The sequence below is a fragment of the Allobosea sp. genome, from assembly GCF_035999205.1.
Taxonomy (GTDB): Bacteria; Pseudomonadota; Alphaproteobacteria; order Rhizobiales; family Beijerinckiaceae; genus Allobosea.
The window spans coordinates 20,000-43,790 of the sequence record NZ_DASYHA010000017.1 but is presented as its reverse complement, the minus strand read 5'-3'; the positions used below and the strand labels follow the sequence as shown (position 1 = coordinate 43,790).

Sequence of the window (23,791 nt, the reverse complement as noted above, 5' to 3'; positions counted from 1 at the left end):
ACCGCGCTTGTGGCTGAGATGACGGAGGCCCCTCCCCTGCCGGTTCCGAGCGATGCGCATCCAGATCACTCCGTCGTCCCCGCCCATCTCGAAGGCCTCGCTGACCGGGCGCGCGGCTACGTCGAGGCCGCCAGCTCGGCCAATACGCGGCGGGCCTACGCATCCGACTGGAGCCAGTTCCAGACCTGGTGCCGCCGCCAGAACCTTTCTGCCCTTGCCGCCGATCCCCAGATCCTCGGGCTCTACATGACGGCTCTGGCGTCCGGGGCCACGACCGCGAACCGCAAGCCCTCATCCGTCAGCACGATCGAACGCCGGCTTTCGGCACTGGCCTGGAATTTTGCGCAGCGGGGCCAGGTCCTCGATCGCAAGGACCGCCATATCGCCACGGTGATGGCCGGCATCCGCAACAGCCATGGCCGCCCGCCGGTGCAGAAGGAAGCCGTGCTGCCGGAGGATATCATCGCCATGCTCGAGACGCTCGATCGCGGCACGCTGCGCGGCCTGCGCGACCGCGCCATGCTGCTGCTTGGCTTTGCCGGGGGCTTGCGCCGCTCGGAGATCGTCGCGCTCGACGTCGGACCGCAACAGAGCGAAGACGGTCGCGGCTGGGTCGAGATCCTCGACAAGGGCATGCTGGTCACGCTGAAGGCCAAGACCGGCTGGCGCGAGGTCGAGATTGGCCGCGGCTCCTCCGACGCAACCTGTCCGGTCGTCGCCCTGGAGACCTGGCTCAAGCTCGCCCGGATCGCCCATGGTCCCCTGTTCCGGCGGGTCACCGACCAGGGCCATGATGTCGGGCCGCACCGCCTCGGCGATCGCGAGGTGGCCCGCCTGGTCAAGCGCGCGGTGCTGCAAGCCGGCGTCCGCGCCGAACTCACGCAGGCCGAGCGCGCCTTGAAGTTTTCCGGCCATTCCTTGCGCGCTGGCCTCGCCTCATCCGCCGAGGTCGAGGAGCGCCATGTCCAAAAGCAGCTCGGCCACGCCAGCGCCGAGATGACCCGCCGCTACCAGCGGCGGCGCGATCGCTTCCGGGTCAATCTGACCAAGGCGGCCGGGCTGTAGCCTTCGGCGTCCGCGCTTACGCTCACAGCGAGGAAGAATCGAATCGCAACCGTCTAATTCTTCTCGTCAGAGAGCCGGGTAAACCACGCGGACTTTCCGGGGCGGTGTTGGCTTGCCCCCCGCTGGATCGGACTCCTTGCGCTGACCGGCGGTCGCCTGCAGCTGCTCGTCTTGCTGCAGCGTCGTCTCGACCTTGGCACTGAGGCGGGGACCGAGTTCAACCCCCGTGCCGACAGGGATGGCGCCATGACCCTGGTGGTCCGCAAGCGCGGCTCCGCTCACCAGAAAGAGGCTGAGAGAGGTCGTGGCGAGCATCGCGCGGATCATAGGGCACCTTGAGGCTGGGAACGTCGCTTCGCCAACTTCGGGGCGAGGCCATTGTTCCACCGCACAGACCGTTCGCGGGCAACCTGTCACGAAAGCCTCATAAAACGCTGGAGGCGGCCCTCCGCGGCGCAGCTCAGCCGTCAGAAAGGGCCACCAGCACGGCGGCTCCCCTTTTTGTACCGCGCGTCAGACCGCTGCCGAGCGCTAACGCTGTCCGGCCCCCCTCAGAGGGGTCCGCGAGCCCAGCGTCGGCCGGCTTGGTTGCTGAATGCTGGCGTCGGCGACCTTCAGGGTCGCCAGAACGCAGGGTCGGACATAGGCCCGCAAATCCCGGCGCCAATCCTCGGTCATCAATTCCCAGCGCAGCTGATGCTGGCGGCGGACGGAGTCGTGAAGCGCTCGCGCCGCCGCCTCGACTGCAAGCTCAATTCGATCGCTACTCACGAAACGCCCCGGCTCTACTAGCCCCTAGAGCATGCTAAGCACGTTTTCCTCAAACTGAAATGTCGGAATGCGGCGCCCGTACTGCTTTCCCAGGCAAATCGACAAAATCGCGGGAGCGCGAGCCCCCGCGATCCAATCTGGAAGTTTACGCCGGGACCTTTGCCCGGGGGGCTTTCGCCCGCGGCCCGGACTTCTTGTCGGCGGCCACCCCAGCCTTGCGCCCCAGTCCCATCGACTTGGCAAGCGCCGAGCGCGCCTCGGCGTAAGCGGGAGCGACCATCGGATAGTCGACCGGCAGGCCCCATTTCTGGCGGTACTGCTCCGGGCTCAGGTCATAGGCGGTGCGCAGGTGGCGCTTCAGCGATTTAAACTTCTTGCCGTCTTCCAGGCAGATGATCGCGTCCGGCGTAACCGATTTCCGGATCGGGACGGCAGGCACCAGCGCAGCAACCGGTTCGGCAATAGCGGCAGCACCGGAGGCCAGACCTGAAAGCGCAGCGTAGGTGCTGGAAATCAGCCCAACCAAATCAGAAGATGGAACGCTGTTGTTGGCGACATAAGCGGCAACGATCGAGGTGGTCAGGTCGAGAAGTTCTGTTTTGTTTTCGTTTTCGGACATTTTGCTCTCCGGGTTGGAGGATTTTTCTGAATTTGGCCCCTCAACTCCAGAATTATCGATGCCGTCTCGCGAAGTCTATCTGATTTCGACATTGCCATGAGCAAAAGAGGTGCAAATCCGAGACGCCGATCGCGTCCAGAACTGCACCTCAATTGAATCGTCTTGATCAGGCGACGGTATCCGCCAGATCCTTGGCGACTTTGAACTTGACGACGGTCTTTGCGGGGACGTCGATCATTGCGCCGGTTGAGGGATTGCGCGCCTGGCGTGCTTCACGCGTTGCAGCCGAGAGCTTGCCGATGCCGCCAAGGGTGACGTCGCTGCCGTCCTTCAACGCCTTCGTGGCAACCTCGGCGAGCGAGGCTAGGACGGCACTGACATCGGCCTTGGTCTTGCCGGTGGCTTCGGCGACGGCCGCAATGAGTTCGTTCTTGGTCATCGAAAATCTCGCTGATTTCTGGAAAGGGCGCCCCGCTTAGCCGAATTGCGCGAAAGAGCAAAGATTTTGCGGTTTATCCGCGCCCCTCCCCTGCCCGCGCACCTTAGCGGAATCGGTAGCCGCGACGGGCTTTGCGGGTCAGCCAGACCTCGAGGGCTTCTGCCGCCGCAACGTGATCGGGATGGAGCTCGAGGCGGCGTTGGCCGCGAGCCCCGATCCGCCCCCACTCTCGCACCAGAGCGGAATCGCCGAAGAGCGTCGGCTCGATCGCGAGCACATAGAACCGGGCCATGTTGCAGGCCTCATCCCGGCGCTCGAGCACGAGCATCTGCAGTTTGCCAGGGTCGGTGTCGCGCGCGCTGTCCATGCCGGACATTTCGCCCGCCTCGACGACACCGGTCCAACGCAAAGCTTGAATCGATCAGCTCGCAACGATTCACATCCGTGATGCGATTGACCGCGATCGGGCTTTCAAACCGATCGATCACCAACGGCCGTGACTACAACCCCGACTGAGCTCTCAACCCCTCCACCGTTGCCGCACTCAAGAGCTCGGCGTGTCCAATCAGGACGCCGTTCCTCATCACCGAGCAGGATGTCACGCCCGGCCGCGATTGAAGTTCACGGTAGCGCTGCAGAGCCTCGGTCGCATTCGTTGCGCCCTGGCTCACCTTCCCGCCTCGAATGACGGCCTTAATCTTGAACACGCTGATCCCTCAAAACATGGTTGGTCGTGCGACGCCGCCTCGATAGTGAAATCGTACCGCGACGAACAGGCCCTTCTGCATACGAACTACAGCCAGATCCGGACACGGTACTGCTTGATCAGGCCCGCTGCTTGTCGCGCTTGCGGCTGTTGATCAACGCCATGAGCATCGGTCCAAGCGAAAATTCACCCGCTTCCGCTTTCCTAGTCAGGCCCCGCAGATAGCCGCCCGCACTGCTGATCGCATCACTTCGCTGCAGGATCGCCGCAACCACAATCGCCGCATCGCCCTCGCCCATGGCTCTTTGCGCCTCAAACCAGGCGCTGGGGCTGATACCGAGAATTGGCCGCACTACAGCTGCCGCGGCCTGAAGGTCGCGCCAGTTCGAAACCCCGCCGCGGACGTAGTCGATGATGTCTGGGCACGCCTCGAGCACCATCCCGAGAGGATACGACCGATCTGGCATCCGCCCGGGTTCCGGAGTGAATGCGACGACCTCCCCCCTGCTCTCTGTGGAGGCAGGTTCAAGATCAGTAAGAGAGTCTGGTTTTGAATTCTGTATGTGGCGCTCAGAATGAGACTCTGTGCCGCTCAGATTCTGAGTTTTAATGTGTGTTTCCAACAGCATGAGGATTTCGTCAGCGAGCAGCGCCAGTTCCTCGGCGAGAGGCTCCAGCGCCTGCCGTGTTGCGGTGCGCGGAATCCGGCCGGCAATGCCTCGGTAGAGTTCATGCACCTCGGTCCAGTCAGCTGGGCCCTGCCCTGAGATCCGCGTCGGAACGCCTTCTTCCAACCCCGTGGCGATCATCTTGGCGATATCGCGCCGGCAGATGGTGATCTTCTCGCGGACGAGCCTGAGCGCGCGCTCCTCGCGTTCCACCTCGTCGGCCCAGGCCTCGAGTTCGTCAGCCCGGGCCACCAGAGGCGACAGGTCGAAACCGAAGGCGATCTCGATCTCCCCTGCCCCGTCCTTGCGCGCATAGCGCTTGCCGTTGGGACTGTCGCGCCGGATGATCAGACCGCAATCGACCAGGACGCCCAGGTGTCGCCGCAGCGTCGCCGGCGGCATGCCGTGCGCCCGCAGGCAGAGCTGCTGGTTGGAGGGAAAAACAACCAGCCCCTCGCCCGTCAGCACGGTCTCCGGGTGGAACGACAGCAAGGCGTCGAGCACGGACAAGGCGCGCTCGGTCACGCCGATGCGCGTCTTCGCCGTGCAGATCGCCCGGAAGATCTTCCACTTGTGGACCGCCTTCTCAGGCGGGCGTTCTTTCGCGTTCGCCTGGCTTGCGACATGCGCAAGCGTCAGCGTTCGCCGCCCAAAAGGCGTCGTCGACAATCTTGATACCATTCCCTTTGCCTTCCCTGAGGCAAAAGAAGTCCGCTCGCCGAAACGACGCTTAGTCTCTCACGAGACTCTTGACGGTGATTCGAGGAAGTGCGATTCTCAGTTTGCTGAAGACAGAGAAGGGCTTCCGGAACTCGTTTCGGGGGCCTTTTTCTTTTGCGTGAAATAGCTCCTGGTTGCGGGCAGTCCTGGTCGCCTAGCCTTCCTGCTTGAGATGCAGTTCGAACAAGCGAGGCAATTCACTCAAAACGAAAGCGGCGAACTCCGGCGATGCTTTGCGGTCGACCGTAAGCGTGACGCGCTGCTTCGTTTCGGAAAGGCGTCCGATCTCGCGGCCGGCGTGTGAGACGGGCACGGTCTCGCTACCGGTCGGAGAATATTCCGAGATGCCCTTGAGAAGGGCTTCAAATCTCTCCTTCGACGGCAACTCCTTGAACGATGCTTCCGAAGACAGCTTACGCGCCTTCTCCACATTTGGCTTTTCCGTGAGGAGATTTGCCAGCGCCATCCAGCTGCGCCGGCCGACCGAATGAGCCGGTCCGACGCTTTCAATCAAGTCGTCAGGTACGCGGTTAGCGACAGACAACATGTTTGAGAGATCGCTGCTGTAAACAGCTAGGGCAGAAGTGATGACGTCGCGGGAAAATTGCCGATCCAGCCGACGCGCGAATAATGCCTTCTCGATATACGACAGATCCTGTCGCTCATTGTTTTCCTGGCCCTGAGCGATGACAAGCTCTTGGTCAGTCAGAATCCTAACAACAGCTTTGATGGGCCGCTCAAGTGCCTTTGCCGCTCGCCAGCGGCGATGGCCAAAGGCGATTTGATACTTGTCGGGCTTCTCGGGGTGCGGGCGCACCAAGATTGGGACCTGCTGCCCCTCCGCCTTTATCGACTGAACGAAGGTCTTGAAAGCTTCGTCATCGATCTGCATGCGATCTGGGACGAAGGATGGCTCGATACTAGCTACATCGAGATCCACAATCGTTTGCCCTGCGGATAGAAGGCGCTCGATCTCCTCCGCGCGCTTGGTCCGCTCGCTCATTTCTCCAAGCGACTGCCCCAGTGCACCAACAGGCGATCGCGGACCGCCCCCCTGCGCTTCATTATCCAAAGCGGCCATAAGCGGACGCATGGCCTGCCGGCGGGGTATCGAGGCAGAGTCCGCCGGTTGCGTACCTGGCGCAGGAAGGTCGGCGAAAATCTTTCGGCTCACGCCGCCCTCCCCCATGACTTGCGAATCATCGTTTCGATCTCACCATTGACGTTCTCGACCGACTCCAACGCGCGGTCGTAGGTCGCGCGAGTGAATTGGTTACGCTCGACTTCGAATATGGTTTGGTTCGTCAATCCGGCGTCGGAGATTGCAGTGCTCTTGAGCATTGGATGATTCAGGACGTGGTCCCCGAAAATTGATCTCAGGAAGGCCACCATCTGATTCTGTGGGCCGTCACTCGGCTCGAAGCGCGTGATTAGGTACTTCATCCAGAGATAGTTCGACGATGCGCCGGCCTTGCTAATCTCCTCGAGAAGGTCGCCAGTCATTGCCAGAAATTGGTTCATCGACATGACGTCAAGCATCTGTGGATGCACCGTGATGAGGACCGAAGTCGCGGCCGTCAGCGCGGACATAGTAAGGAAGCCGAGTTGCGGCGGGCAGTCGATCACCACGACATCGTAGGCATCTTGAATTTCTGAAAGCGCCTGGCCAATTCGGGCAAAGAACATGGTGTCCCCGGGAGCGCGACGCATCAACGCTTTAGGCGTGTCGTGTTCGAACTCCATCAGTTCGAGATTTCCCGGGATCAGGTGGAGATCCGGAATGTAGGTTGAGCGGACGATCTCTGCGATAGACCGACGGTGCTCGTCGTACCTGATTGCACCGTAGAGCGTCTCGTTCGCGCCAACGTCCAGCTCGGGCTGATGCCCAAACAATGCCGAAAGACTGGCTTGTGGGTCCAAATCGATCGCCAAAACGCGATAACCCCTCAAGGCTAGGAACTGCGCCAGGTGTGCCGTTGTCGTGGTTTTTCCTGAGCCGCCCTTGAAATTCATGACACTAACGACCTGAAGGGGCTCATCCTTCGACCGCCAGGGCAGGTATCGACGGTGCCCCCGAGCTCCGGCATCGAGGAGCTTGCGAATCTCATGAATGGACTCGACTGAATAGGATCGGCGGCCACCCGGAGACATATTGCTCAGGTCTGGAAGCTCAGACGCGACCTGACGGAGATAGCCCTCCGTCACGCCAATGAGCTTTGCCACCTCCGACGGCGATAGATTGCGGATTCCCTTTTGGGCGTTCGGTGGAAACGTTGTTTGATGGTGCGCCTGAAGCTGAGCAGCCAACATCGCGGACTGGCTCTGAATGAGCGACTTCAGTCCTTCTACGACTTCGGCTGGTTTGGCAGCGTTTGTAATCACGGGTTCGAATCGCCAGTGCAGCTGCGGTTTTTTCGCGGGATTGCGATTTTTTCCGCAACTGGTTTGACTATGTCCGATTCGATGATTCTGGCAACAGAATTAGAGTTAACGGGCGTTTACTTCTAGCCGGCGAATTCTGACTATCTGGATAACCAAAAATTAGCCGCGGCTAATTTTGCGCGGCAGCCGCTCGGAAATGCGCGGCCATGGTTAGCGACATGTGATTTAGCCGCGGCTAATTTTCGGAATCCCCTGCGTCACTGCAAAGTGCCCTGACTGATCCGTACGGGCATTGTCGCAACATACTTCGGCTTCGGAGCATCAATGCCCGTGAGAACCGCAGAAAATGCATCCGTATAGGAACCCTGAGCCCGGTGACCATTTTGGTCTGAATGGCCTATCCGGCATGGAGTGCGCCCCTTGAGGCGGACAGCGTGACGGTGAGCAATTGACCGGAGAGCCGGGCTTTCGAAGGATGAAAGCCCATGGCCAGACACCGCACTCACAGCATCGAGTTCAAGCGCCAGGTGGCGCAGATTACATGGCCGGCGAGACGCTCCATAGCCTCGCCCGTCGACATGACCTTTCGCGCAACCTGATCCGCATCTGGATCCAGAAGTTTGAGGCCGGTGCCTTCGACGACGAGTCGGCCGCCGCTGATGCGATCGAAGCCTACGAGGCGCGGATCGCTGCGCTGGAGCGGCTGGTTGGCAGGCAAGCTCTGGAGATCGAGTTCCTAAAGGGGGCTCTGAAGCACGGACCGCGGCCGAGAAGCGCGACTACGTCCGTCGTCACCGGCCCCGCGGCATCCCCGTCGCCGAAGGATGTCGTCTGATGGGGATCGCGCGCTCGACCTATTATGACAGGCCGGCCATGAGCATCGACGACACCGCGCTCGTCGAGACGATGGCCGCGATTTCCCAGAGCTTCGAAGCCTATGGCTATCGCCGGATGCAGGCGGCGCTGCGCCATCGCGGTTTTGCCGTGAACCACAAGAAGGTCCGACGCCTGATGCGGGACCATGATCTGCAACCCCGCCGGCGCAAGCGCTATGTCGCCACGACCGATGGCGATCATGACCTGCCGATCTTTCCGAACCTGGCAAGGGGCATGATCCCGGACGGGCCGAACCAGCTCTGGGTGGCCGACATCACCTATGTCGCGGTCACCGCCGGCTTCGTCTACGTTGCCGTCATCCTCGACGCCTGGTCGCGCAGGGTTGTCGGTTATGCCATCGGCCGTTCGATCGACGTCAGGCTGACGCTCGCTGCCCTGCGCTCCGCCATCGAAAGCCGAAAGCCGCTGCCCGGCTGCGTCCATCACACGGACCGTGGGTCGCAATACGCGGCGGGACGCTATCGGCAGGCTCTCGCCGAACATGGTCTCGTCGGATCGATGGGCCGCCGCGGCAACCCGTACGACAACGCAAAGGCCGAGAGCTTCATGAAGACGCTCAAGGTCGAGGCCGTCTATCCCATGGCCTACGAGACCTTCGAGGACGTCGCTGTCGACCTTCCACGCTTCATCGATCACGTCTACAACGCCAGCCGACTGCACTCCGCGCTCGGCTATCTCAGCCCGCAGCAGTTCGAGGATCAACACGCCCGGCTCACGGTCAAAACCGCAGCCTGATCCTGTCCACCAGCAGGGGCGCACTCCAGGCAATGCCGAGCCCCTCGCGCAACATCTGGCCCCAGACCTTGCGCGCCATAGACCTCGAAGTTTTCGCCGAACACGCGCTTCATCTGCGGCTTCAGTTCCAGGTCCCGCTTCGCCCGAGCCGATAGCCGCCGCGGATCGATCCGCCTGGCGACGTGCTCATGGTAGCCTGCCAGGGCGATCAGCAAGACCTTGCAGATCGGCTCAGGATGCGGCGCTGCAGCGGGTGCCCATCAATGGTTGGAAAGTTGGCAGCCGTTGTAACGGCGACACTGCCACGGACCAAAGATCACTTTGACGGGCGAGTAGATGGGGAGGGGGATGTTCGCGATCTAAGATTTTCGTCCTAATTTAACTCGGTTCAGTGATGTGCGATCACCGTGATCAACAATACCCGCCTCGCGGCGATCAAAGTTCATGCGCGAGCTTTCGGGAAAGGGCTCCACGGCGATATGCGTCGGGATGAGCTCCGTACGTAAGCCTGCCCTATTGGCTGAGGGATCGGGCTATTCTCGTGGTGGCTCAGCGACGAGGTCGCCGACGGTTGCTTCAAGAGCTTGCGCAATCTCCCAAAGACTCACAGCTGTTGGATTGCGTTGGCCCATTTCAAGTGCGCTCACGTGGGCACGGTCGATGCCAAGGCGTGAGGCAACCTGCGCCTGGGTTAGGCCTTTGGCTAGCCGTAAGGCACGCGCGTTGGCTCCAATAATTGAACGAATATCCATTGCCCACTGGTAGAGCCAGCGTGCCGTTTGATGCGACGCGTTTTATCGCGTTGCATTATAGAGCGTTGCCGTATATAGCACATTATCGAATGAGCTTGGGGACCACTCGGCGCGAACCGCGAGGCGAAAAACGAATGCGCAAGGGGCTCCCAGATTTGAAGACATTCTTCACCTCATCCGAAGTGAAATAGAAGCAATTTCTGTATTTCGTCATCCATTGCTCAACGCACCGTACCATTATAACAAATTATTTGCCGGTCGAAAACCGCACCCCGTTCGATCTTGGTTTATAGAGCTTGTTATTAGGTACAGTTATTCAAAACTGAACGCTCAAAACATCGCCGACGACCTCATTTGGATTGATTTGAACGTGGCTAAGATTCGCGCAATATGCTTCGGTATTTTTGGAACCGTTTTGGAAATCACCGATAAGCGGCATCCTTACCGCAAACTCATCGACAATGAGTACGATGCAATCGCCGTGCGGGCGTTGACCCAGCCCTTGGGGGTGAGAGATCTCGGTCAACACCTCAAGCCGCAGCCCAGCGAGGATACAATTTCGAGATGGGAAGCGGATCTCAATGTTGAGTGCGCCTCGCTAAAGCTACGACCAGGCATGAAGTCGATCTGGGCAACTTTGCGGCGAGCTCAGCTCCAAATCGGAGTGTGCTCAAATCTGGCTCTGCCCTATGCACAACCGACATTGGCCGCGCTACCGAGCCAGCCAGATGGCTTGGTGCTCTCCTATCGTGTCGGGCTGATGAAGCCTCACAAGGAGATCTACCGGTTGATGGCCTCGCGGCTTGACCTGCGGATTTCGGAAATTCTGTTTGTTGGCAATCACATCGACGAAGATTTGGTCGGTCCTGTCGCTGCCGGCGCTCTTGCAATGCCGATCAGCGAATTCGAGACGTCTTTCTCATCGTGGCCTTCGATCTTCGCCCCCAAGCAAATCATCAACCTCTTCGCTCGCATTTCCAATGCGAAGGCAGCATGACCCGCCGGGCGCCTGCTTGATCTCGCTCAGAGCTCGCCGCTGGCAGCATGCGCCGAACCGGGAATTCCAACGCTCGTCTGGGATTGGCCCCCTTCAATTTGATCCAAAGGCCCACGACAGCAACCAGAGAGTTGCTGGATCGATGCCGCAACTGCAGCGTCTCAATGCGAGACTAGAATGTTAGATCCGAATTTCGAAGAACGCGCTCGCGTGAGCGCACCAGTACTTCGCACATTCCTGAACATCGCCGACCGGTGGCAATTGTCGCCGGCCGACCGGCTCGCGCTTTTGGATTGCGACGAGCAGCAATTTGACGAGTGGGCAAGCATCGCACGCTCGCACGGACCGCTCGTGCTCGAAACCGACGTACTCATGCGCATCTCAGCGATCCTGGGCGTCTTCGCGGAACTGAAGCAACTCTTTGTATCAGCGGATCAAGAGCGGGCTTGGTTGGTCCGGGCACGCAAGGCGGCGCCCTTCGAAGGGAGGGCGCCGCTCGAACTCCTCCGTGGCTCACTCGATGACCAACTCGCGGTCCGACTCTACGCCATGGACATCCGGCAGGGTGGAGCTCTGCCGATCGAGATCGATCCGGAACTATCGCCAGTCGCGGAGCAGCAGATTATCTGGGACGATGCTCGCCCGCAGATCCGGGCGGTCTGCTTCGACGGGTTCGGAACGCTCGTCGACATTCGCGACAAACGTCGACCGTTCAGGGCGCTGCTGGGCGATAACCCCCACCCTGACCTCGTGACCAGAGCGCTGACCACACCGACCAGTCTGCGGGATCTGGCTCGTGACATTTCCTTCGCTCCTGACGAGGAACGCGTCGCCGCGCTCGAGGCCGGGCTGGCAGCGGAACTCGCATCGACTCGGCTAAGGCAAGGCATAGAGCTCCTCTGGGCGGGGCTTCGCCGCATTGGAGTGCGTGTGGGGGTTTGCTCAAACCTTGCGTCGCCATATGAACACGCTTTGCTGGGCTGCCTTCCGCGCGTCCCGGATGCGCTCGTCCTATCCTTCCAGGTCGGCTTGCTGAAGCCGCAAGCCGACATCTATCGACGGGTTTGCACTGAGCTCCGACAGGAGCCGGAGCATGTTCTGTTCGTCGGCGACCGTCTCGAGGAAGACGTGCTCGGACCGCAGCGCGCCGGTTTGTTCGCGATGCGTATCGACGAGTTCCAGGCTGCGCTCGCACAAGGGCCTGCGCCAGCGACGCCGAGCGCAATTGTCGAGCTACTTGATCCGCTCGCTGAGTTCAGCCGAGAGCCGCGCGTTCGTCTGCCGCATTCGCCGGAGGAGGCGCTCGATGCCGGGCTGTCAAACGTCAACTTCAACACGATCACCAGGTACAATCGGAACCAGCTGCTGCACGCCCTGCGTACTCCGTCCGCTGTCATGGAGAGTGACGATCACGTGCTGAAGCAGCTGCTTTGCGCGTTTCTCACTGAGACTGACGAGGCGCTCCTGATCCGGATTACCGAAGGGACTGAGATCGACTGGGCGGAGCTTGCCAAGGCAGCGCAGGCAGCACTGCGGCCTGAAAACCCGAGGCTCACCTGGATCACAGCGCGTGGCATCATGTCGTGCGTAGCGCGCCGCTGACGCCAGCTTCCATCGCCGCAAGCAAACCATTTGACCCGAAGGGGAGGGGGCTCATGCGCCTTCTGGTGATTTCCGACGTGCATCTCGAATTCGGCCCGTTCGCGTTTGCCGAGCCGATGCCGGATTTCGATGTCGCGGTCTTTGCTGGCGACATGCACCAGCCGATCGTTGCCGCGCTCAAATGGATGGCGGAGCAGCGAGAGAATGGACCCCTCCGGGGTCGAGAGATCGTCTATGTCGCGGGCAACCACGAGTTCTACAGGAGCGAGATGAAAGGCAGCCTGGCCGCCGGAAGCGAGCTCGCTGACGAAGTCGGCATCCATCTGTTGCAGCGGCGGACCGCGATCATCGGGCAGGCCCGCTTCGTCGGCTGCACGCTTTGGACGGACTACCGTCTGCTCGGAACGCCCAAACCGTCGATGGTTTTCGCCGGACAGGAGCTGAACGATCACCGGCTTATTCGCTATCGGGAGGAGGGCGGCCACTATAGCCGCTTCATGCCATGGCACGCTGCGGCTGAGCACCGCCTCGACCTCGCCTTCATCCGTGGCGAACTCGCGAAGCCGCATGACGGGCCAACCGTAGTGATCACCCACCACGCGCCACACCCGCAATCGGTCCAGGCGAGACACCAGGGGAGCGCGCTGTCGCCGGCCTTCGTCTCCGACCTCAGCTCCCTGATCGAGGAGCACCAGCCGGAACTCTGGGTCCACGGCCATGATCACGGATCGCATGACTATCGGGTCGGCCCGACGCGCGTCCTGGCCAATCAGGCTGGCTATCCGAACCTCCACGGCGATCGCGAGAATCCCTGGTTCGATCCCCTCTGCATCGTTGAGGTTTAATCAGACGATGGGTGGATACGACCTTCTCTTTTGCGAGATGCCTTTGCCGGAAACCACACTCGGTCCGGAAACCATCTTCTGCACCCGCGCCTTCGACGGCGTTTTCAACGATCTCTATCGAGTTACAGCAGACGGGCGCCTTTTCGGCCCCGTCGAGCCAGTCCTCACATACCCAAGCCGGCCGGGTGAGCCAGCTCATCACGTTGCTGCTACCGACTGCCCCACGGACGGGCCCCCTCTGGCTTGGAATGGGGACATTGAGTTCTGGAGCGAGCAGGACTCGCAGGTCGTGTTCTTCGCTTGTTTCGTCGAGGGGCGCTGTGTCCGGATCCTGCCCTGAGAGCGACTATCGCGCGCTTATGGAGAGGGCACGGCGCCGGGCGCTCCATTCGTCCGCAATGTGACTTCGTATGCAGCTCGCGGGAAAGGGGAGGGGAGGGGAGGGGGAATGTACTGCTCTCGCTTAGTGGAGTGCGTCGTCGATGAAGTCGACAGCAAGGTTGGTGAGGGATCTCAAATTTGCGCCCGCGAGGGACGCGGTTTCGAACTACCCTACTACCGTTCGTAGCCGTCATCGCGGGAGAAGCCCTTCTTTCTGCCCTTCCTGCCTTGCAGTGGTTTCGGTGGAAGGTCGGATTGGATAGGTGCTTGATCAGCATTGGCGGCCAGCCCCTTTCGCTGGTCGCCCTTCTCGGTTGGGCTTGTTGCGACATAGCGGCCAGATTCAAGTCCGCTATCCAAGATCTTCACGCGCTCAGGTTCCGTCCCCTGCATCATCATCCCTTGGATCAACCGCGCCGGCAAAACTGGCTTTTGCGTGAGGGTAACAGACCAGCGCGGCTCGCCTCCCGCACGCTCGGCTGCCGCCTGTGAGGGCACGGCAGGCATCGCCGTGCTTGGTTCCTTGCTGTTGGCCACGTCTTTCGCTGCGGTCGGCTCCTGCCGTTGAGTTGGCACGTTAATCCCACTAGTAGGCGCGACGAGTGGTTTTGAATCTGGCATGACTCTGGCAGGCGTAGGAGCCGGATCAACAGGGATACTCTTTGTCTGGCTTGCGACTGTCGATTCCTGCGGGTTCGACGCCGAGCGCGCCTGCTTCGGAGCGGCTGGGGGCGCAGGTACGGCGCCGCCTGAAGCCTGCCTGGCCTCAGGCGGGGACAGGGGTGTTGCATCAGGCGTCTGCGTTACCGTGGTATTGAAGCCGGTGCCACGGTGCGAGTTTGTCTTCTGCGGACGGTCGGGCCGATAAGAGAAGGGCTCGTACCGGAAACGCGTCCCTTTTGGATTTTTCTCATCGAGATAGGCCGGGCGGCTGCCCGGCCCGGTCGCTGGAGCCGATGGGGTAGAAGCTGGGGCCGGCTTCTGCTCGGTGGGTGGGGCCTCCGGTTTAGGTTCCGGGACAGGTGCGTGGGTCTGCGGCGCAGACGGGGGCGCAGCTTCGTTCAAAGCGGCCTTCAGAGCCTCGGACAGATTGCGCTGAGCCAACGCTGCCATGGATTCCTGGACCCGCTGGATGGCCTCTTCGCGACGACGTGCAATCTCGGCGGGTGTCGGGTCGAACTTATCGAGGTCGACGTAAGCCGGTTCGCGCCGGTCGCGTGGATGGGCTGTGGGATTCTTCTCGAATTGCTCGAGGCGCCGCGACAAGAGGGCCAAGTGTCCGCGGACCTGATTCAATTCCTCGCGGTTCCGCCTGTCGAGCCGCTGGCCCTCGGGTATGATCGTCTTCAGGAAGAGGCGCGCCTCCTCGGCGTCGGAAGGCAGGTGTTTTGCGCTCGCGATCGGCAGCGGGTTTTTGCGCGGCCGCCCTCTCGGCTTTTTGCCAGTGTCGCCGAAGGCAGAGTGGAACACGAGCTTCGCGCGGGAGGCGACGCGGTCGATGACCACGCGCGTGATATCCTGGCAGAGCTCTGCCATGCCGAGCAGCACCGCATACTTGTCGGCGATCTTCGCAATGCGCTGCACCTCGCGGATTGCGAGGGCCTTGTTCGGATTCATCCTGGTGATCAGGCGCTCAACGCGCTCGGCGTTGCGGGTGACGTTCCGCCGGCGCAGCGCCGTGCTGCGGAAATTCTCCGAGACCACGTTTTCAAGGATGACGTCCCACTGGCGGCGAGCAAGCGATACGCCGTCGGGGGTGAGTTCGCCCTTCCGCTCCTTGTTGAAGGTCTTTGATGGAATGTGTTTCAACGGCTCGAGCGAGATGCCCATTTCCTTGTAGGTGCGGGCGTCGTAACGCTTCTTCAGCCCTGCCTCCTCCAGGGCTGCGTTCGAGACCTTCTCCCAATGGGTGCGGAGGTCCTTGATCCATTTTTGGTCGCTGGCTTCGCGAAGCTTGTTTTGAGCGAAAGGGCGGACCAAACGCGTATTTCGGCTCCCATATTTGATCGTCGCCGTCGGCTCGAAATCCCAAATGAGCTTCATGGGACTCTGGGGATCCGGCATTTTGGCAGCCGGTCGGTCGTAATAGACGATGTGGACGTGGTAATTGCGCCGGTCATTGTTTTCATCCGGAGCGTGGATCACCGCCCAGAAGGGGAGCCCCTTCTCGGTGAGCTTGTTCGTGAAGTCGCGCACGATGGTGATGCGCTCGTGGGGGTCGAGCTCGTGGGGCAGCTCCGCAATGATGCGGTTCTGCACCCGTCCGCCGCGGCCAGGTTCGATCTCGATCGAGAAATTCTGGTCGATTCCGTACACCCACTTGTAGATGGCGAACGCCTTCGGCGTCGGCACCTTGTCGAGGGTGAGCACCTCGGGCACGGGTCCTGCGGCTCGGGTTTCGAGTGCCTTCCGCAATGGCTCGGGAGCTGATTTGAGGTTCGCGAGCGCGAGCCTCCAGATGGCTTGATCGCCATTGATCAGCAACTGGACCTTGTCGCCTCGCGGATCGGCCTCAAGCTTTTCGACCTCGCGCCAGAAGTGATGACGCTCCTCGATGGTAGCGCCGATCGTACCGAACGATGCGGTTCGGAGAGCGTCGATCTCGTCGTCTCGGATGTTGCGGAGCTCGAGCTTCTCGGCGGCGCCGGCGCGCTCCAGATAATCCTGCTGCTCCTGAGATGATCTCTTTGCGACCATATCTTCGATGGCGTCGAAATTATCCAGGAAGATGTCCATCCCGTCGTAGCGCTTGCGCCGGCCGAGTTCCTCGGCAGCGCCATCGCGCTCAATATATTCGAGATGGTCTCCCGCCTTGGAATTTGAATGGGCGCGGCCGCCATTGAACTCGCGGATCAAATTGTGGATCGGCGAGGTCTTGGACATATAGCTATGCGAGAAATGGAAGGAGGTCGCTCCATCCTTCGAGATCGGCCGGCTGGTCGACCTGGTTCGATCTCCGAAACGCACGCCGGGATTATCGTAGGCGAACACCATATTGGGGTGAGCGGACTGGGTGCTCACCCGAAAGTCGCCGGCGCGCAATTGAATGGCGTTCCGCTTACCGGCCGAGCGAGGGGTTGCTGCGAACGCACCGGCGCGCCTTGGGTCCATGCTTTTCAGCTGGCCGGTGGCTCCGAACTCCTTTGAATTGCGGATTGCTCCTGAGAGCTGATCGAGAGCGGTCACAGTGAAATGGGGCGGAGATCGTGGATCACTCATTTTATATTCAAATTGTTGCAAAATATATCTTACTATAACGGCGTCTTTGAATCTGTTCCAGAATTTCGATCGAAGGTGTTTGAGGCCAACTCCCCTGACGCAATCTTGAACCAGGCCCGGGTGCTCGAATGCGAGTGCGCCATTTTCATAGCACCGACGATTGATTGAGTTCGAAAGCCGCCACCAATCCCCTTCTATGTGCCAGATCAGATATTTCTATTTTATGAGCTTCGGCACATAATTGGACAGTATGCGTCAAGTCCGATATTGATCAATTATCGGATTCGACGCATAATGAGGCTGGAGTGACCAATGACCGACCTCGCCCGTACGCCAAGCCAGATCGGCAACCTCATCCGCCGAGCTCGCAAGCTGCGAGGGCTCAGCCAGTCGCAGCTCGGCGAGCAGGCAGGCCTGCGTCAGGAGACGATCTCGCTGATTGAGACCGGCCATCCGGCAGCCAAGGTCGAGACCATTCTCGCTGTGTTGGCTGCCTTGGCGCTCGAGTTCCGGATAGCCCCGCGCATGAAAGGCACTGCGGACGATCTCGAGGACATTTTTTGATGCCAAGGCGTGCCCGCTACAAGCCGCTGCGCGTGCAGCTGAATAACCGCCTTGTTGGACATCTCCATAGAGCAGCCAGCGGTGCCATTGACTTTCGCTACGATCCAAACTGGCTCGGATGGGAGCATGCCCTGCCTGTATCGCTCTCGCTGCCGCTACGCGAGGACGCCTTTCGCGGCGCAGCTGTCATGGCTGTCTTCGACAACCTCCTTCCCGATTCCGACGTGCTTCGCCGCCGTGTGGCGGAAAAGGTCGGCGCGGCCGGTACCGACGCCTATAGCTTGCTCGCAGCCATCGGCAGGGACTGTGTCGGTGCTCTGCAATTCGTCGCCGACGATGATGCTCGCCATGGCGATGGTCACGTCATCTCCGGCGACGTCGTCGACGACGAAGCGATAGAGAAGCTCCTCAAGGGCCTCGCCCAGGCTCCGCTCGGCCTCACGCGCGACGATGACTTCCGGATCTCCGTCGCAGGAGCGCAGGAGAAAACTGCGTTGCTGTCCCACGGCGGCAAGTGGCTCAAACCGCACGGTACGACTCCGACGACCCACATTTTCAAGACACAGATCGGGGAGCTGCCGGGAGGCATAGATCTCTCGAACAGTGTCGAGAATGAATACTACTGCCTGAAACTCGCCAACGCCTTCGGCCTGCCCGTGAACCACGCCGAGATTGTCGCTTTCGGCAATACGAAGGCGCTCGTAATTGAGCGCTTCGATCGGCGATGGACGAAGGATGGCCGACTGCTCCGCCTGCCGCAGGAGGACTGCTGCCAGGCTCTGTCAGTTCCGCCGACGCGAAAATATCAAAGCGACGGCGGCCCCGGCCTGGCGAACCTTCTTGATCTGCTCAAAGGCAGCGATACGCCCGCCACCGACCAGGCGACCCTGCTCAAGGCACAGATCTTCTTCTGGCTGATTGGTGCAACCGATGGCCACGCGAAGAATTTCAGCATCTTCCTTGCGCCCGGTGGTCGCTATCACCTGACGCCCCTCTACGACGTGCTCACGGCGCAACCCAGCCTCGATACTGGCCAAATCCAGCGCAAGCAGATGAAGCTTGCGATGTCGGTCGGAACAAGAAACCACTACCGGATCGCCGAGGTGCAAGGCCGACATTTCCTGCAGACGTGCGAAGCTGCCAACATGCCGAAAAAGCTCGTCCAAGACTCCATCGAACAACTCGCCGCTACCGCCGAGGCCGCGCTCGCCAACATCGAAGGGGGCCTCCCCAGGGGGGTTCCCGAAGCCATCCATATCTCGGTGAAGAACGCAGTTATTCAGCGCCTGCGCTCGCTGAGAGCCCAGTAGCGACCAACTACCGGTCCTCGCAGCGTTCGAGCGTTTCCGAGGCCGTTCCAAGATCCGCCAGGAACTCGGCCCGAAACGGGACGTTCTCGTTCCGCCGAGCGCGCCGCTCTGCGATCAGTTCGATGGGAGAACTCAGATGGGCATTTTCGATTCCATCAAGAAGGCAATCTTCGGCGAGGCTAAAGCTGCAACGATGGCCCCAGCTGGAACGGCCGCTTCGGTTTCTCCTGGTGCTGCGCCTGCTGGTGCGACGATTGCCGAAGCGACAGCAGCCACCGCAGCCGCGGCCCCTGCACCAGCGGTGGACGTGGGACCGATCCTCGATGCCGCGGTGAAGGCAAGCGGACAGCAGCTCAAATGGAAGACCTCGATCGTCGACCTGCTTAAGGCGTTGAAGATTGACAGCAGCCTAGCGGCCAGGAAAGAGCTGGCCCATGAGCTTGGTTACACGGGCGATACGAACGATTCCGCCGCGATGAATATCTGGTTGCACAAGGCCGTCATCAAGAAGCTTGCCGAGAACGGCGGCAAGGTCCCAGCCGATCTGCTGGACTGACCTAGAGTCCCTGAGGAAGGGACTGCGCGCTGAGCCCGTCGGCCGCTTCAGGTGATGCACCACGGCCGCCTGCGGCCTTCCCAGGGGCGCGCAAGCCCCTCCGAGACCAGGACCGCACCAAGGGACCGCCCGTCCTGATAGACCACCCTCAGGGCGCGTCCGTATTGGTCCCGGTCCCGACTGCCGTATCCGGCGAGGGTGAAGTCGCCGGCAGAGAGGAGTTCCGCCAGCCGGTGCTTGGCGCGATCGCCGAGGGCACGCTCGCTGGCGCACTTGGCACCACCCGTTTCAGGCGCGTCGATATCGGCAATTCGGATCTTGTCGCCGCGGTACTGGAAGGTGTCGCCATCGATCACGCAGTCCGACGCGCCGCGGCCGCAGATCGGAAAGGGCGTTGTGACCGAGGTTGTCGGTGTCGGAGCTGAGGATCGGCCCGCCCTGATCACCACGACCTCGGGCGGAGAGGGCGAGCTCGCCTGAAGGGGCGAACGGAAAGCAGAGACGATCTCCGCCTGTCGCTGAGGCTTGGGCGTCAGGACACCGAGGCCGGCGCCCATCGCGATCACGAAGACGCAGCCGCAGAGCAGCCCCCACTGGGAAGTGGTCATGCCGGCAAGGTCACGTCGGATACCCATGGCAGCCCTCCTTGCCCTGTAGAGTGCCAAGCATCTCCTAAGGCTCAGCAAAGGCAGGCTGTACGGTTTGAGGGATCGGAGAGCCGAACCTTTAGTGAGAGAAGGGCCCTGGTTAATGGGCCCCTAGGCGCTAGCCTCTGATCCCTCGAGCAGCAGCAACATGCGCCGGCGAAGGCCGCCGCACCTGACCGGTCCTGGAGCCCGCAGAGGGCGACACCTAAGGCAGAGAAAATCGCTGGCGCGAAGGCGCCAGAGGGATCACGGCAGGCTGATCGGCGTAGGCGAGGGCAGCCTGTTCCAAAGCCGCCTGAGGGGCGTGTGATCCACGAATTTCTCTGCCTTAGAATCTAGGTCAGTCTCGTCTCCAAGTCCCCTCGGCGCGAAGGCGCTGGACCACCAACAGAAGGCGGCCGAAGGGCCGGTCTTCGACCACCGAACCCAAACCGTGACCGGGCGAAGGCCCGGGCTGGCGTGCGCAGGCATGCATCAAGGTCGGGAGAGGGGAAAAGGGTGCGGTCCAGGGACTGTCGGAGACCTCAATCGGTGCGAAGGCACCTAGCAGTTTTTGTGCTGGCGAAGGCCTGCATAAAAACTGCGGTATTGAGCCTATTTTTTATTTGGGAGATGAGGCCCGTTTTCGGGCCTGTCATTGATGGGGTCAGCCGCTTCGAGGCTGCGCAATTGCCGGGGTTATGCCCGTCCTTGTCGGGGGCTTCTCAGGCGTCCAGGAGCGGCCTGGGAGCGTCCGCCCTGGACAGGGCCTGGTCTTCGGGGGAGGGAGGCTCCGTGGGGTCTTTAAGCCCGTCTATGGGAGCCTCGTCCTTGGTGGGGAACGCCGGCGGCAGCTGCTAGTGCTTCAGCCCGCAGATGCCGCCGGCGGAATTGTCCTCGAGAGCGGCCTGGTCGATAGCGGCCGCGGGGTTTTAGCCGATCCACAAAATTGAAGCGTAGGCGCCCGATTTGGCGCATTTTCAGGTCATTCTCGCTGATTCAAGGGGATTCCAGGCGGTACGCGGGGACGGCGTGATGTAAACCAAAACTACGGGATGCGGCCTCGATGGCGTCGATCGCCGGTCGCCGCGGTCATAGCGGGGAGCTCAGCTAGGGTACTGGGCCTGAAGGAGCATCGATCTGTCACGCTGAGGGAGGCGCGAAGCGGTCAGGGCGCAGGTACGTCGACCCAACAAATTCAATGGCTTAAGCAGTCAGGTGATAACCGAAACTACGGCATTGGCCGCGATCGTGTCGGACGCGAAACTGGCTTCAAGCCGTCCGCTGCCGGCGCTAGGCTCACTCCTGGGAGGATGCCATGGCTGACCTGCGGAGCTACTGCCTCAACCGGAACCAGGAGAGCAGGCTTCTCAATGCCTTATGGCATGCGCTCACTGACGAGCTGCCGCGGTCGAAAGGCTGGCATCCGCGCCCGCAGGACATCGTGGGTTTGCGCCTCGAGGTCGTGATCGGTTTGGGCTTCGTCGGGCAGGAAATCGTCCGTTTATGGCTCGAAGAGCAGGGATTTCCGCGGAAAACGCCAACAAGAGGGCCGTCGACCAGGCCGGGCTGTGTTTCGCAGGACAAGCGCTGGGTGCGGTTCCGGACCGAGAATCAATAGGTAGGGTATCGAGCAGCGCTCGACATACCAGATGATGCGTTTTCGCCTCTGGATTTGATTCGCATAAGGAAGATTATGGAACCGGATCGGGTGCGATTCCGAATTTTCGCGCCTCGCGCAGCGCATTCTCGCGCGGGATCTGCAGAGGCACGATCGCACGATAATGCGCCTCACTTGCCTCTATCGTTCTGAGGACGCTGCGAATTCGCCTCCGAAAAACGAGGCGACATAATTCAGACTTGGGTTCGTCACGGCGGGATAGGCGGGAATTTTCCTGTCTAATTTTCGAGGCACACTAATTCAGACAAGCGAGCGAGCCGCGGCGATTTAATTTCCAAATTTTCGAGGCAATATAATTTAGAACTTTTGCCGATTCCGCAGCGCGTCTCGAGCTCACGAAATTCCAATTTTCGAGGCGGAAGAATTCAGATTTAGTTTCGCGGCGTCGATTCCGGGATCTGATCCGGGGCAGCGATTTTCGTGGCCGAATGAATCTAATTTTCGAGGCAGAGAAATTCAGACGCCGCTTACGGAGGTCCCCCGCGGTCGGCTAAAATGGCGGTTAAATTTAGCGCCGATTTTTGGATGAGCGGCGCGTTTGGGAATCGCTATGGCTGGGTTCGCATACACATGGGGGATGGAGCCTCCGCGGCTTCATGAGGCGCGTCATCTGCGGCTCGTGGAGGTGCATGGAAAGGCGGCTCTCGAGCGGGCGCGCGAAGCGTACGAGGCGGTCGTCGCTCGCATTCTTCGCGATGTTGAGGCGTCTCAGAAACGCATCGAGATCGTGCGCCGGTCGACAGTTGACGGGCGCTATGACAGCGCGGTCGCTGCATCGGTCGCGGTGGAATTCGGCCTGGTGACATCGGGTGAGCCGGTGCGACGTGGGCGCGGTCGCCCGCGTAAGTACGGCCCTGAGGATGTCCGCCCGCCCCGCCCATCACGCCCGAAGACGCCGGCGGGACGCTTGCGTGCGGGGACAGTTCAGTTCCCGAAGCGGGGGCCGCGCGCTTCTGAGCCCCGTGAGCGTTCTGGGACCGTCTCCCCCGTGACCGCCTCCCCTGCCCGGTCTGTCGCGCCGCAGGTTGCGACGGCCGTTGGACAGGCACTGCTGGTCGACACGATTGCGGCGAAGCAGGAGGTTGTGGCGGCGGCTGAGGTGGTCGTGTCGATCACCGAGAACGCGATTGTCGCGAGCCCGGCGCCAGTGCCGGAGGCGCCGGCATTTGATTCAAGGGCGGCGTCCGAGCTGCATCGCGAGGGCATGCTTGCGGCTCTGCGCGAGGTGGTTGGCGGGCAGGAACTGACCGCCGATGGAGAGGTTGTGCTTGGCGCCTTTTTGCTGGCCCACAGGCAGCAGCATCACGAGTGTGAAGCTGATTGGGTCCGGGGCCAGAATGGGGCGAAGCGCCATGACTATGACTTCACCGACCCGGCAGATGCCAGCAAGGTGAGGCCAGAGATCCGGGCCTTGTTCAAGGGGTTTGGTCTGTCTCGACACGAGCCGATTTTCGACCAGGAACATCCCGAACGGGGCATGTCTGAGGAGGATCTTCAGGCTTGGATGAAGCAGGCGTACTTCAATGGCATCGATTATCCGGTAACGGGCTTCGACGAGAAGATGGCCTTCAACAAGTCGGCTCGCGCCTTCTTCTGGAAGCGGCGGAGCCATTTCGAGCGCGAAGTTACGGAGGAGCGCCAGCGCTTCCGGGTCTGGTCGTTTATCGAGCGGCGGCTTTGGTCGGTGGAGTATTATGCGGATCGGCTTGCCCGCGGCGAAATCGACCTGACCTTTGCTCGTGTGCGGGTGATGAATGACGAGCTTCGTTTCATCGGGCGCCTGAAGCTCTCTGAGCAGGTGATCTATCGGAAGGTCGTCGATGCGATGGAATGGTTCGAGGGTTTCTCTCGGATCGACCTGTTGAATTGGGCCGGCGACGATATTGCCAACGATCGGCAGTGCCGCATCCATCAGCGGTTTCCTGCGTGGGCGTACCCGAAGGAGTTGCACGGGGCTCTTCTCGATGGCGCGATCCTGATCGACGTGCCTCGCTTTGATTACAAGGCGCCGAGCTCGGAAGAGCTGGTGTCCTTTGCCGAGGCGGATGTTGAGGCCAGGATCGAAGCCGTTCGCAAGTTCGACAACCTCGATTGGGCGGACATCGAGATCTGAGGGATTTCCGGCATTCGCCCCGAAGAAGGGCAGCCACCGTGAGGTGTGCCGCCCTTTTGCGTCATAGGCTGCCATCGCGCGCGATCAGTCGTTTGCACACCTGATCGGTCGGGGCCTCGTCGCCGTTGTGTGGCGCGGCGGCG

Annotated in this window: 21 protein-coding genes; 11 read left to right on the top strand and 10 right to left on the bottom strand. The window is 61.0% G+C overall.

The window, feature by feature from the left end; genetic code table 11:
• Positions 1-18: 18 nt before the first annotated feature.
• Positions 19-1,065: a tyrosine-type recombinase/integrase gene (locus VGN82_RS05905; RefSeq protein ID WP_327526097.1), complete on the top strand. Its 1,047-nt coding sequence runs from the start codon at positions 19-21 to the stop codon at positions 1,063-1,065.
• A gap of 66 nt (positions 1,066-1,131) precedes the next feature.
• Here VGN82_RS05905 and VGN82_RS05900 read toward each other — a convergent pair whose 3' ends face one another.
• The 7 genes from VGN82_RS05900 to repA form a co-directional block, all read right to left on the bottom strand.
• Positions 1,132-1,380, bottom strand: coding sequence for a hypothetical protein (locus VGN82_RS05900; RefSeq protein WP_327526069.1), 249 nt, complete (start codon positions 1,378-1,380; stop codon positions 1,132-1,134).
• 601 nt (positions 1,381-1,981) lie between these two features.
• Entirely contained in the window at positions 1,982-2,455 is a 474-nt protein-coding gene (locus VGN82_RS05895) for a Ros/MucR family transcriptional regulator (protein ID WP_327526068.1), read from the bottom strand.
• A gap of 166 nt (positions 2,456-2,621) precedes the next feature.
• The gene (locus VGN82_RS05890; protein WP_327526067.1) at positions 2,622-2,894 is read right to left on the bottom strand and encodes an HU family DNA-binding protein; all 273 of its coding nucleotides are present in this window, start codon (positions 2,892-2,894) and stop codon (positions 2,622-2,624) included.
• Positions 2,895-2,997: 103 nt separating this feature from the next.
• Entirely contained in the window at positions 2,998-3,270 is a 273-nt protein-coding gene (locus VGN82_RS05885; RefSeq protein ID WP_327526066.1) for a WGR domain-containing protein, read from the bottom strand.
• Between the two features lie 449 nt (positions 3,271-3,719).
• A complete protein-coding gene (gene repC, locus VGN82_RS05880) occupies positions 3,720-4,949 on the bottom strand; it encodes a plasmid replication protein RepC (protein ID WP_327526065.1) in 1,230 nt (409 codons plus the stop codon).
• A gap of 193 nt (positions 4,950-5,142) precedes the next feature.
• Positions 5,143-6,162 carry a plasmid partitioning protein RepB gene (repB, locus tag VGN82_RS05875; RefSeq protein WP_327526064.1) on the bottom strand — a complete coding sequence of 340 codons (1,020 nt, stop codon included), beginning with the start codon at positions 6,160-6,162 and terminating at the stop codon, positions 5,143-5,145.
• Positions 6,159-7,370, bottom strand: a complete 1,212-nt coding sequence (gene repA, locus VGN82_RS05870; protein WP_327526063.1) for a plasmid partitioning protein RepA — start codon at positions 7,368-7,370, stop codon at positions 6,159-6,161. Before repA ends, repB begins: the two co-directional genes overlap by 4 nt.
• Before the next feature lie 541 nt (positions 7,371-7,911).
• Here repA and VGN82_RS05865 point away from each other — a divergent pair.
• Entirely contained in the window at positions 7,912-8,205 is a 294-nt protein-coding gene (locus VGN82_RS05865) for a transposase (RefSeq protein ID WP_327526062.1), read from the top strand.
• Positions 8,178-9,002, top strand: coding sequence for an IS3 family transposase (locus VGN82_RS05860; RefSeq protein WP_327526096.1), 825 nt, complete (start codon positions 8,178-8,180; stop codon positions 9,000-9,002). The genes VGN82_RS05865 and VGN82_RS05860 overlap by 28 nt, the downstream gene beginning before the upstream one ends.
• Positions 9,003-9,535: 533 nt before the next feature.
• Here VGN82_RS05860 and VGN82_RS05855 read toward each other — a convergent pair.
• Positions 9,536-9,754, bottom strand: a complete 219-nt coding sequence (locus VGN82_RS05855) for a helix-turn-helix domain-containing protein (RefSeq protein ID WP_327526061.1) — start codon at positions 9,752-9,754, stop codon at positions 9,536-9,538.
• 370 nt (positions 9,755-10,124) lie between these two features.
• Between VGN82_RS05855 and VGN82_RS05850 the strand changes: the two genes are divergently transcribed.
• From VGN82_RS05850 to VGN82_RS05840, 3 genes are all read left to right on the top strand, one after another.
• Positions 10,125-10,751, top strand: coding sequence for an HAD family hydrolase (locus tag VGN82_RS05850; protein ID WP_327526060.1), 627 nt, complete (start codon positions 10,125-10,127; stop codon positions 10,749-10,751).
• Between the two features lie 177 nt (positions 10,752-10,928).
• Positions 10,929-12,353, top strand: a complete 1,425-nt coding sequence (locus tag VGN82_RS05845; protein ID WP_327526059.1) for an HAD family hydrolase — start codon at positions 10,929-10,931, stop codon at positions 12,351-12,353.
• On the top strand, positions 12,335-13,198 hold the full coding sequence (locus VGN82_RS05840; protein WP_327526058.1) for a metallophosphoesterase: 864 nt from the start codon (positions 12,335-12,337) through the stop codon (positions 13,196-13,198). Before VGN82_RS05845 ends, VGN82_RS05840 begins: the two co-directional genes overlap by 19 nt.
• A gap of 555 nt (positions 13,199-13,753) precedes the next feature.
• On the opposite strand, the gene VGN82_RS05835 is transcribed toward VGN82_RS05840, so the two are convergent.
• A complete protein-coding gene (locus tag VGN82_RS05835; protein ID WP_327526057.1) occupies positions 13,754-16,798 on the bottom strand; it encodes a MobA/MobL family protein in 3,045 nt (1,014 codons plus the stop codon).
• A 312-nt stretch (positions 16,799-17,110) separates the two neighbouring features.
• On the opposite strand from VGN82_RS05835, the gene VGN82_RS05830 reads away from it, so the two are divergent.
• The 3 genes from VGN82_RS05830 to VGN82_RS05820 all read left to right on the top strand — a co-directional run bounded on the left by VGN82_RS05830 (position 17,111) and on the right by VGN82_RS05820 (position 19,228).
• Positions 17,111-17,362, top strand: coding sequence for a helix-turn-helix transcriptional regulator (locus VGN82_RS05830; protein WP_327526056.1), 252 nt, complete (start codon positions 17,111-17,113; stop codon positions 17,360-17,362).
• Positions 17,362-18,672 carry a type II toxin-antitoxin system HipA family toxin gene (locus VGN82_RS05825; protein ID WP_327526055.1) on the top strand — a complete coding sequence of 437 codons (1,311 nt, stop codon included), beginning with the start codon at positions 17,362-17,364 and terminating at the stop codon, positions 18,670-18,672. Before VGN82_RS05830 ends, VGN82_RS05825 begins: the two co-directional genes overlap by 1 nt.
• Positions 18,673-18,808: 136 nt before the next feature.
• Positions 18,809-19,228, top strand: a complete 420-nt coding sequence (locus VGN82_RS05820; protein WP_327526054.1) for a DUF3597 domain-containing protein — start codon at positions 18,809-18,811, stop codon at positions 19,226-19,228.
• Positions 19,229-19,275: 47 nt separating this feature from the next.
• On the opposite strand, the gene VGN82_RS05815 is transcribed toward VGN82_RS05820, so the two are convergent.
• Positions 19,276-19,863 (bottom strand): thermonuclease family protein, encoded by a 588-nt coding sequence (locus VGN82_RS05815; protein WP_327526053.1) that lies wholly within the window; start codon positions 19,861-19,863, stop codon positions 19,276-19,278.
• 1,309 nt (positions 19,864-21,172) lie between these two features.
• On the opposite strand from VGN82_RS05815, the gene VGN82_RS05810 reads away from it, so the two are divergent.
• Together VGN82_RS05810 and VGN82_RS05805 are read left to right on the top strand one after the other, a co-directional pair.
• Positions 21,173-21,475: a hypothetical protein gene (locus VGN82_RS05810; RefSeq protein WP_327526052.1), complete on the top strand. Its 303-nt coding sequence runs from the start codon at positions 21,173-21,175 to the stop codon at positions 21,473-21,475.
• Positions 21,476-22,085: 610 nt separating this feature from the next.
• Positions 22,086-23,648: a hypothetical protein gene (locus VGN82_RS05805; RefSeq protein ID WP_327526051.1), complete on the top strand. Its 1,563-nt coding sequence runs from the start codon at positions 22,086-22,088 to the stop codon at positions 23,646-23,648.
• The last annotated feature ends 143 nt before the right edge of the window (positions 23,649-23,791 follow it).